Here is a 10,325-nt window from a genome sequence, read left to right on the forward strand (position 1 = left end):
TCGAGGCCGTTGGTGGCGTTGACTTCCAGCTCCACCAGCGGGGTTGTGATTGTATTGCCGTCAATATTCGCCGCACCTGACAGGGTGGCTCCGGACAACAGATCAACCACGGTATAGTTCTGCCCCAGGCTGTAGTTTCCGGCCAGGGTCGTAGCCGTGATCGCGCTGCCCGCCAGAAAGTTCGCGGTGCCGCCGGATGCCACGCGCAGCTGTGCGCCGCCGGAATCTGTCAGGCCGAAATCCAGAAGACCGGCGCCGGTATAGTTGGGGACGGTCAGCTGTGTCCCCGCGTCCAGATCGATAGTGCCGTTGTTGGTGAAGGTTACGCCGGTGATGGTGGCGGTGCCTGGCGTAGTGAGGGTGGCGCCGCTGTCGACGGTCATTGTCGCACCGCCCGCCCCGTTGATGGCACTGGTCAGGATCACCATGCCGGCGTTGATGTCGAAAGCACCGCCTGTGTAGTCCCCGAGGCCCAGACGCAACGTGCCGGTGCCATTCTTGGTGATGCTGCCGGCCCCGCCGACTTCACCAATCCGGCCCAGCTGGATTTCTTCTCCGGGAGAAACGTCGAGGATCACGGTCCCCGGGCCGGATGAGAGAGTGCTCAGGGAAATGGATGAGTTGCTGTTGCTCAGCAGGGTGTCTTCCGTAAAGGTGATGGTAGATCCTGCCAGATTGAACGAGCCCGAAGCATTGTCCACAATATTTATAATGATGCCGTCCTGGATCGGGTTAACGCCGCCAAGCTGCAGTGTTCCAGCGGGGTCAAGCTGGATCGTTCCTCCACCCGTAAACGATCCTTCCATGATGGTCGTGCCGGTGATGGACAGGGTTCCACCGCCCAGATCAATCTCGTCTGATGATAAAAATGTTGAGCTGGAAACAGGATCCCCCAGCTGCTGGTTAAAACCGTTCATCAGAACAAGCGTATTTCCCAAAGGATTCAGCGACACCTGGTTCAGGGCGTTGATGGCCTGAAGGGACAGGATCGCACCGCTGTTCATGAAGATGGTTCCGCCGCCCCCGTTGAGTGATGTAGCCACCGTATGGGTGCCCACCTGCAGGAATATGTGGCCGCCGGACATGTCAATGGTACTTCCGGCCCGGGCATCCAGACCGGTGATAAAGGGTGCCAGAGATTCAACAACAAAAGTCCCGCCACTCTCAAGGATCAGAGGACCACTTCCCAGGGCATCGTCACTCCGTACCCGCAGAATCCCGCCACTGCCAATGGTTGTTCCGCCACTGAAGTCATTGCCGCCTGACAGGGCCTGGTCGGCATTCAGGATAATCAGGGAAACACTGTCCGTGATAAATCCGGAATACTCCCCGCCGATCCCGTCGATGGTCAGCGGAGCCGTACCTGTCACAAACCCCGATGTTCCCCCCGCCGCCGGCCCGGTCCCGTCCTGCAGCCCGTCAATCGTTGTTGGCACTATCACGTCCAGCCCGTCATACTGCTGGGCCATCGCCATCGACGGCAGCAAGGTGAGACAGGCGATGAGAATATGGCGCAATTTCAAGGAAAAATTCCTGTATCACGTTCCTGAAAAGGCAATATCTGCATTACGTTTAATATGCCTTGCGACTCGAGTAAAGGGATTATTTCATATTGCAGGACTAGTTCCACACACGAAGCAAATCCGGAACATATCCCCTTCCTGCATGGCTGGACTATGGCATTGCTTCCTGTCTCCCCTTTCACAAAAAAGCCTAGTATGCCATATCTTCGGACAAATACCCGAAATTGCAGGAACACATTCCATGGATCACCCGGACGCCTCTCCCGACACTTCGTCCCTCCATTCATCCCATGAGCTGGCCCAGCGCCGCGCAAAGCTGGAGCAGCTGGAAAAAACGGCCGGCAGTCCTTACGCAGTTGCGCGTTTTGAAAAGACCCATTCCGCAAAACAGGTCCATGACGCGTTCAATGCCCTCCAGCCCGGAGAGGAAACGGAGCAGATTGTCCACATAGCGGGCCGCGTTACAGCTGTGCGCAACAGCGGGATGTTCGTGGATCTCACCGACGATACGGGAAAGCTGCAGGTCTATCATAACATCAAGACTCTGGACGAACGCCAGGCCGGGATCCTGAAGCTGATGGATCTGGGGGATATTGTCGGCGTGACCGGACATGTCCGCCGCACCCCGCGGGGAGAGATCAGCGTTTCTTCCCACACCACCACAATCCTGGCCAAGGCGCTGGAACCACCGCCGGAAAAGTATCATGGCCTGAAAAATGTGGAATACCGCTTCCGCCACCGGGAACAGGATCTGGCCACCTCGGAACAGACCCGCACCACCCTGCGGGCCCGCTACCGCATGATTTCCACCATCCGCCAGTACCTGTACGATCGCAGCTGGCTGGAGGTGGAAACCCCCATGCTTCACGTCATTGCCGGTGGCGCTCTGGCAAAGCCGTTTACCACTCACCACAACGCGCTGGACATGCCGCTTTACCTGCGCATTGCGCCCGAGCTTCACCTCAAGCGGCTGGTGATCGGGGGCCTTGCCGAGAAGATTTTCGAGATCAACAGGAATTTCCGGAACGAGGGGCTCAGCCCCCGCCACAACCCGGAATTTACCATGATCGAGCTGTACCAGGCGTACGTGGACTTTACGGCCATGATGGACCTGTCAGAAGCCCTGGTCAGCCACGTGGCCACAGTGCTTCACGGCACCACCCGGGTCATGTTCCAAGGGCAGGAGATTGACTTCACCCCGCCCTGGCCACGGCGCAGCATGACTTCCCTGGTCAGGGAGCATACAGGCCTGGATCTGGAACAGTTCCGCGATCCGCAGGATGCCCTGCGCGAGGCCCGCAAGATCGGCCTCAGTGTGGAAAACGGCATGTCCTGGGGCCAGATTGTCGAGGTTGCATTTGGGGACAGGGTCGAGAAAAAACTGGTCCAGCCTGTCCATGTGACAGACCTGCCCAAGGATATTTCCCCGCTGGCCAAGGCCTGGCCGGACCGCCCCTGGCTGGCCCAGCGGTTCGAAACCTATGTCAATACCTGGGAAATCGCCAACGCCTTTTCAGAACTGAACGACCCGCGCGAACAGCGGGCCCGGTTTGAGGAACAGGCAGAACAGAAACGGGGCCCGGATGAGCCCCCCCACCCTGTTGATGAGGATTTTCTCAAGGCCATGGCCTTCGGGATGCCGCCCATGGGCGGCATGGGGATTGGCATTGACCGGCTGGCCATGCTGATGACCGACAGCCCGACCATCCGCGAGGTTATTGCGTTTCCGACAATGCGGCCGGTGCAGGAATAACTGTCAGGTTTCAACAGGCGGAGATGTACCGTCCTGTTCTGTCCCCGCAGCGAGGCGGGTGGACCGTTCCCGCAGCAGATCCATCACCCGGGATTCCAGATGTGCGACTCTCTTCACCAGGACGTCCTGTTCTTCCCGGGCTTTGGCAGCCATGGCCTTTACGGCATCGAAATCCTCACGCGGGACCACGTTCATCCGGCCCATGATGCGTTCCGTCTGGTGGCGGATCATGGTCTCGATCTCGTGGCGAACGCCGGACATGGCATCCATGGCGCCACTGGCCACCTTGGCCATATCATCAAACAATTTGTGACTGGTCTGCATGGCATCCTCCCTGGGGCTTCAGAAAAAATGGGCATTTTTGCCTGAAAATGCAAGAGGGTAGAGGAATACCCCCTGCCCTCCTGAAAAACCCCTCTTCTGAAGATCAGGGTATGGCGGGATAATACAGTCTTGCTGCACCGGCAATCTGCCCCAGGGTGTGGCATGTGACAACATCTACCCCGGCGGCCTCTGGATTCACCTTGCACCAGTCTGCAAGCCACAGGGCCCTGTCCAGCCGGTGTACGGGGTTTCTGAAGCGGTCTGGATCTCCGGGTACTGTGGGAACATTTTGCCCGATCCTTTCAAGAACTTTTTCCAGTTCTCCGGAGGCCGCTTCCAGCTCCCTCGTATCAGGCGTGAAATGGAACTGGTGAAAATTGTACTTTTTGAAAGCCTCTTCCGGTGTTCCGCCATGAAGCTGTATATAGCGCCATGTCCGAACCATATCCGCCACAGCTGCCGGGGATTCCTCCCCGTTCTCCTGGAGAGCCTGCGCCAGGGACAGATTGTGCTGTTCCATGGCTATGGCGCTGAAATTGCCGTGGCCTTTCAAGGCCTGCAGCGCATATACTTTTGTATCCAGCTGCCGCCCGGTCTCTTCACCTCTTGCTTTCGGCTCTTCAGGAAGGCACAGGGCCAGAGCCTGCGCCCACGTATGCGCGGCGACATCGTCACCGGACATGGCCCGGATATAGCCTTGGGGAACCGTCCCCAGCGCATGGGCGATATAATTCCAGTCTGTGGAAGGTTTTACATAACCACAGAAAACAGGCTTCAGGCCGCCATAGGACTCAGTACTGTCCACAATCCAGGCCGATCCGAAACCGAGGGTATAAACGGGCCCCCTGGTCACCCCGTCAGATCCCGTGATCCAGTGCGGCCTGACATCAAGGCCTGAGGACCGCACAGCGTACTTTCCGAAAACCTGGACGGCTTCCATCCCGTTTTCAATCCTGAAAGCCTCCAGAACCGGCCTCTGGAATTCGTCAAAAGCTTCCTTCCAGGGAGACAGCCAGGTCAGACCCAGATAAATACCCTCCAGGGCCTTCTGGACAAGAACCGGATCAGAAGGCAGGGCAAAGGCTTCCAGTACAAAAAAGCGCCTGTCCCTGCTCCCGATATCGGAGTTCTCGATATCCACCTGGAGGAAGACATTGTTTTCCGGCCGGGGGCCGGGGGTTCCGGAACCACAGCTTGCCGGGTACTGCGCACTATATTCATCAGTACAGAACTTTTCCGGGCCGCATCCGCTGACCAGCAACGCTGCCCCGGCAACCAGTGCTTTTCCGGTGTGTGTCATAAACCCGCTCTCCTGCCCGCAGAAACCATCACTGCGGCAGAAGGTATAATGAAAGTAATTCAGGCGCAAACCCTGCGAAAGGGTCAGTTTTCTTCCTTTTCCGGAACATCCAGCCATCCCGCAGGGGGAGAGATCACCAGAAAGCCTTCCCTGATACGGATCTCCGGAACATGTGCGCTGTTCAGGGGGAGCATTTCAGTGGCCGGGCGCCCCTCCAGCCGGATTTCCAGGAAATCTCCGGCGCCATAGTTGTGGACGGCCACAACCTCGCCCACCCTGGCACCCTCCTGCTCCTGCATGACCGTCAGGCCGATCAGGTCGGTGTGGTAATATTCTCCCGCGGCCGGCTCGGGCAAGAGGCTGCGGTCCACATACAGTTTCTGACCGCTCAGGGCCTCGGCTGCGTTGCGGTCTGCCACACCCTCGATCCGGACAATCCAGTGATCCCTCACCGGTGCCTGGAGGTGCAGGCGGAATACCCGCCCGCCGCTTTCGTCAGTCAGGGGAGCATACGTCCCGATATCTTCCGGATTTTCGGCAAAGCTGCGCACCCTGACCAGCCCCTTCACACCGTGGGGCGCCATGATCTGGCCGATACAGATTTTGCGGGATAGGGTCATGAAAAAAACCGTAAATTTCCTCTCCCCCGCTGGAAGATCGCTGCGGCACCCTTCCTGTCATCCTGAGCGCAGCATCCTGAAAAGATGCGAAGCCGAAGGATCTCCCTGAGATCCCTCCACTCCGCTGCGCTCCGGTCGGGATGACAATAATGGACCTTCGCAGAGACCTCTCCTGCAGGGGAGGGATAATACCAGATTACGCTGACGCTTCGGCCGCAGGCGCTTCAGGCGCGGGTTCAGCCGCTGCAACCTCACCGCCACCGGCGGCTTTCGCAGCTTCCTTCAGGCGTTCCTGCGCCTTGGCCTTTGGTGCGGACTGCTTCGGGGTCTCCCGGCGTTCAGGCATGGCGGCAAGGCCAGCCTGGGCCAGGAACAGCGCCACACGGTCCGTGGGCTGCGCACCAACACCCAGCCAGTACCTGATCCGCTCGGCATCCAGAACCACGCGCTGGGGGTTATCCTTTGCCAGCATGGGATTATAGGTCCCGACCTTTTCCAGGAAGCGGCCGTCCCGCGGGCTGCGGTTGTTGGCGATCACGATGCCATAGAACGGACGCCTTTTGGCGCCGCCCCGGGTCAGACGGATTTTTACTGCCATTGTTGTTTTCCTTCTCTCTCTTCAGTTACACGTTTCAGTGACACGTTCCATTCAGGGTTTCCTGCCCTGAATTCCCGAAAGCCCGGACAGCATGGACGACATGTCGCCGCCAAACAGCGCCGACAGCCCGCCCCGCATCAGGCCTTTCTTTCCCATCTTCTTCATCTGCCGCATCATGTCCCGCATCTGGTCATGCTGTTTCAGCAGCTGGTTGATCTCGTTCACCGTCACCCCGGCCCCCAAGGCAATACGCCGCTTGCGGGACGCCTTGATGATGTCCGGATCGCGCCTCTCGCCCGGTGTCATGGACAGGATGATGGATTCCTGCCGCACCAGGATTTTCTCGTCCACGCCCTTCTCGCCCAGCTGGTCCTTGATCTTCCCCATGCCAGGCAACATGTTCAGCAGGCCACCGATCCCGCCCATCTTGCGCATCTGGCGCAGCTGGGCCGCCAGATCGTTCAGGTCGAAATTTCCCTTCTGGACCTTTTCGGCCATTTTCAGGGCTTCGTCCTGGTCAACAGTCTGCATGGCCTTTTCCACCAGGCTGACTACATCACCCATGCCCAGAATGCGCCCGGCGACACGCTCCGGGTGGAAGGGCTCCAGCGCGTCCGTCTTTTCCCCCACGCCGATAAATCGCAGAGGCTGGCCCGTTACTGCCCGCATGGACAGGGCCGACCCACCCCGGGCATCGCCGTCCATCCGGGTCATCACAATGCCGGTCAGACCAACTTTATCCCGGAATTCCGTCGCCACGGTCAGGGCATCCTGGCCGGTCATGGCATCCACAACCAGCAGGGTTTCATGGGGTTTGACAGCATCCCGGACCGCCGCCGCCTCGGCCATCATCACATCGTCGATGGCCAGCCGGCCGGCTGTATCCAGCAGGACCACATCATATCCGCCCGTGCGACCTGTTTCCATGGCGCGACGGGCGATGTCCACCGGCTTCTGGTCCGCAATGACCGGCAGGGTGTCCACGCCGGTCTGCTCACCCAGGATGCGCAGCTGGTCCTGCGCCGCCGGGCGGTACACGTCCAGCGAGGCCATCAGGACCTTTTTCCGCTCGCGGTTTTTCAGCCACAGGGCCAGCTTGCCGGTCGTGGTGGTCTTTCCGGATCCCTGCAGCCCTACCATCATGACGGGCACGGGCGGCACAACATTCAGGTCCAGCCCGGGCTGCCCCACTGTCCCGCCCAGCATTTCCACCAGAGCGTCGTGGACGATCTTGACCACCTGCTGGCCGGGGGTGATCGAGCGCAGAACTTCCTGCCCTACAGCCTTTTCCCGCACCCGGGCCACAAAGTCCCGGGCCACGGGCAGGGCCACGTCGGCCTCCAGCAGGGCGATGCGCACCTCGCGCAGGGCCGCCTCCACGTCTTCTGCAGACAGCACACCCCGCCCGCGCAGGCGGTCAAAAATGTTTCCCAGGCGCTGGCCCAGACTGTCAAACAACCTGCCGTCTCCCTTAAAGACCCAAAAGCACAAAATCGTCCGTGCGCGACACTCGCGGACGGACGGGCACCCTCAGGCGCTTGTTCTGCCTTTTCCTATTGGCTGGCCGGACATTATCCTGGCGGCCCGCAAGGCGTCAAGGAAAGTTTCACCCTTACCTCTCCCCCTGAGAGACCTTTGCATAAGTACTGGTTTCCCGAAAATCCTCTATCCTTCGACAGGCTCAGGATGAGGACTTTCGCGCTGGCTGATCGCCTCACCCTGAGCCTCATGGTGAGCCTGTCGAACCATGGCGAAGGGTGAGGGGGTTATACAAAGATCTCTCAGGGGGAGAGGTAATGATGGGCAGCCACTTGACAAAATGACTTTTTTCCTATATATGGGGCGTTCCTGTTTTTGCAGGGCGGTTCTTTGACATGGTAAAGAAACACAGGCCGCCCGAACCGGGAAAGGCCGTTTTGCAGCTTCCTGTCATCCTGAGCGAGGCGAAGGATCTTTCTGCAGGCAATAAACATGATCCTTCGGTCGTCTCACTCCCTCAGGATGACAAAAAAGAGTGACGACAAATGATGACTTTTGATGACAAAATGATAACAAATGTTAAGGTTTGCTTACGCTCTCGCAAACGTCCACAACCCCCATTCTGGCCAATCCAGTGACTCCCCCGCCTTCCTCCTCCTTGCCTGCCGATCTGTCTCCGGACCGGTTCCTGAACCGCGAGCTGTCCTGGCTGGCCTTCAACCAGCGTGTGCTGGAGGAGGCCTGCAACAGCCGCCATCCCCTGCTGGAGCGTGTCCGGTTCCTGTCCATTTCCGCCAGCAACCTGGACGAATTCTGCATGGTGCGGGTGGCGGGACTGAAAGCGCAGATGCGCGCCGGCGTTGTCTCACCCGACCAGGAAGCCCTGACTCCGGCCCAGCAGCTGGCGGCCATCAACACCCGCATGGGCACCCTGATGGCTGACCAGCAGACCTGCTGGAGCACCCTGCGCGAACAGCTGGCCGGAACCGGCATTGCGGTGGTCAGGCCCGAGAACATTACGCCGGCCGAGCATGAATGGCTCGAACACGTCTTTCTGGACACCATCTTCCCGGTCCTGACCCCCATCGCCGTGGACCCGGCCCATCCGTTTCCCTTCATCCTGAACCGGGGCATGGCCCTGGCGCTGCAGCTGCACGATGCGGCCCGGGATGCGTCCATGGATGCCCTGGTGCCGGTTCCGCCCCAGCTGGACCGCTTCATCCGCCTGCCCGGGGACCAGGTCAGGTTCATCCTGCTGGAGCAGGTGATCCTGATCTTTCTGCAAAAGCTTTTCCCGCCCTGCACCCTGAAGGGATCCGGTGTGTTCCGCATCCTGCGGGACAGCGAGATCGAAATTGCCGAAGAAGCCGAGGATCTGGTCCAGACGTTCGAGACCGCCCTGAAACGCCGCCGCCGGGGCGGTGTTATCCGCCTCAGCGTCAACGCCGGCATGCCGGACGACTTGCGGCTTTTCCTGCAGGAAGAACTGACTGTTCCGGATGACGAGACTTTTATCCGCGAAGACATCGTCGGCCTGACCGACATCCGCCAGCTGCTCATCCCCGAAAGGCCGGACCTGCTGTTCCTGCCCTATACCCCCCGCTTCCCCGAGCGGATCCGGGACTTCGCCGGGGACTGCCTGGCCGCCATACGGCACAAGGACATCCTGGTCCACCACCCCTACGAAAGCTTTGACGTGGTGGTCCAGTTCCTGCGCCAGGCGGCCCGCGATCCGGCCGTGGTGGCCATCAAGCAGACCCTGTACCGCACCAGCCAGGACTCCCCCATCGTCCTTGCACTGATCGAGGCAGCCGAGGCAGGCAAAAGCGTCACGGCCCTAGTCGAGCTGAAAGCCCGCTTTGACGAGGAAGCCAACATCCGTCTGGCCCGGGACATGGAGCGGGCGGGCGTCCAGGTGGTCTATGGCTTTGTGGATCTGAAGACCCATGCCAAAGTCTCCATGGTGGTGCGGCGCGAGGATACGGGCCTGCGCACCTATGTGCACTTTGGCACCGGCAACTATCACCCGGATACGGCCCGCGTCTACACGGACCTGTCCTTCTTTACCTGCAATCCTGCACTGGGCAACGACGCGGCCATGCTGTTCAACTACATGACCGGTTACTCGACGCCTGACCAGTTCGGGAAAATTTCCATCTCGCCCCTGGGACTGCGCCAGAAGCTGGTGGAACTGATCGATCGGGAAATTGCCTTTGCCCGGGAGGGAAAACCCGCACACATCTGGGCCAAACTGAATGCCCTTGTGGACCATGCCCTCATCGACAAACTGTACGAGGCGTCACAGGCCGGCGTGCGCATCGAGCTTGTGATACGCGGCATGTGTTGCCTGCGGCCCGGCGTTCCGGGCCTGTCAGAAAATATCCACGTCAAAAGCATTGTCGGACGTTTTCTGGAGCATTCCCGCATCGTCTGTTTCGGCAACGGGCATGAACTCCCCTCTCCCGAGGCCCTGGTGTTCATCTCGTCAGCCGACTGGATGACCCGCAACCTGGACCGCCGGATCGAGACTCTCATCCCTGTGGACAACCCCACGGTCCACCAGCAGATCCTGGACCAGATCATGATGGCCAGCCTGAAGGACGAGGCCCAGAGCTGGTCCCTGCAGGCCGACGGAACCTGGGACCGGATGGTTCTGGACGATGGTTTCAGCGCCCACGAATACTTCATGACCAACCCCAGCCTTTCGGGCCGGGGCAAGGCCCTGGCG

General features: G+C 59.7%; 8 protein-coding genes. 2 read left to right on the forward strand and 6 right to left on the reverse strand.

The genetic code is table 11. The features are described 5' to 3' along the window. A partial coding sequence (locus M3O22_06580; protein ID MDP9196411.1) for a hypothetical protein occupies nt 1-1,523 on the reverse strand: 1,523 nt, incomplete at its 3' end. Between the two features lie 241 nt (nt 1,524-1,764). Here M3O22_06580 and lysS point away from each other — a divergent pair. Further along, nucleotides 1,765-3,276 carry a lysine--tRNA ligase gene (gene lysS / locus M3O22_06585; GenBank protein MDP9196412.1) on the forward strand — a complete coding sequence of 504 codons (1,512 nt, stop codon included), beginning with the start codon at nt 1,765-1,767 and terminating at the stop codon, nt 3,274-3,276. Nucleotides 3,277-3,279: 3 nt separating this feature from the next. Here the strand turns inward: lysS and M3O22_06590 are convergent, their stop codons facing one another. The 5 genes from M3O22_06590 to ffh form a co-directional block, all read right to left on the reverse strand. Next, the gene (locus tag M3O22_06590; GenBank protein ID MDP9196413.1) at nt 3,280-3,600 is read right to left on the reverse strand and encodes an accessory factor UbiK family protein; all 321 of its coding nucleotides are present in this window, start codon (nt 3,598-3,600) and stop codon (nt 3,280-3,282) included. A 103-nt stretch (nt 3,601-3,703) separates the two neighbouring features. Then, nucleotides 3,704-4,900: a hypothetical protein gene (locus tag M3O22_06595; GenBank protein ID MDP9196414.1), complete on the reverse strand. Its 1,197-nt coding sequence runs from the start codon at nt 4,898-4,900 to the stop codon at nt 3,704-3,706. 83 nt (nt 4,901-4,983) lie between these two features. After that, a complete protein-coding gene (gene rimM, locus M3O22_06600) occupies nt 4,984-5,520 on the reverse strand; it encodes a ribosome maturation factor RimM (GenBank protein MDP9196415.1) in 537 nt (178 codons plus the stop codon). 196 nt (nt 5,521-5,716) lie between these two features. Beyond that, nucleotides 5,717-6,118 (reverse strand): 30S ribosomal protein S16, encoded by a 402-nt coding sequence (rpsP, locus tag M3O22_06605; protein ID MDP9196416.1) that lies wholly within the window; start codon nt 6,116-6,118, stop codon nt 5,717-5,719. A gap of 51 nt (nt 6,119-6,169) precedes the next feature. Continuing rightward, nucleotides 6,170-7,576 (reverse strand): signal recognition particle protein, encoded by a 1,407-nt coding sequence (ffh, locus tag M3O22_06610; protein ID MDP9196417.1) that lies wholly within the window; start codon nt 7,574-7,576, stop codon nt 6,170-6,172. A 679-nt stretch (nt 7,577-8,255) separates the two neighbouring features. Between ffh and M3O22_06615 the strand changes: the two genes are divergently transcribed. Then, the coding region (locus M3O22_06615; GenBank protein ID MDP9196418.1) for an RNA degradosome polyphosphate kinase at nt 8,256-10,325 on the forward strand (2,070 nt) is incomplete at its 3' end.

Source organism: Pseudomonadota bacterium (assembly GCA_030775045.1).
In the GTDB taxonomy this organism is placed as follows: Bacteria; Pseudomonadota; Alphaproteobacteria; order JALYJY01; family JALYJY01; genus JALYJY01.

What these genes read in the sequence shown, in the direction of transcription:
- rpsP (MDP9196416.1), bottom strand. Translation starts at nt 6,118, where the DNA reads ATGGCAGTAAAAATCCGTCTGACCCGGGGCGGCGCCAAAAGGCGTCCG.
- rimM (MDP9196415.1), bottom strand. Translation starts at nt 5,520, where the DNA reads ATGACCCTATCCCGCAAAATCTGTATCGGCCAGATCATGGCGCCCCAC.
- lysS (MDP9196412.1), top strand. Translation starts at nt 1,765, where the DNA reads ATGGATCACCCGGACGCCTCTCCCGACACTTCGTCCCTCCATTCATCC.
- M3O22_06590 (MDP9196413.1), bottom strand. Translation starts at nt 3,600, where the DNA reads ATGCAGACCAGTCACAAATTGTTTGATGATATGGCCAAGGTGGCCAGT.
- M3O22_06595 (MDP9196414.1), bottom strand. Translation starts at nt 4,900, where the DNA reads ATGACACACACCGGAAAAGCACTGGTTGCCGGGGCAGCGTTGCTGGTC.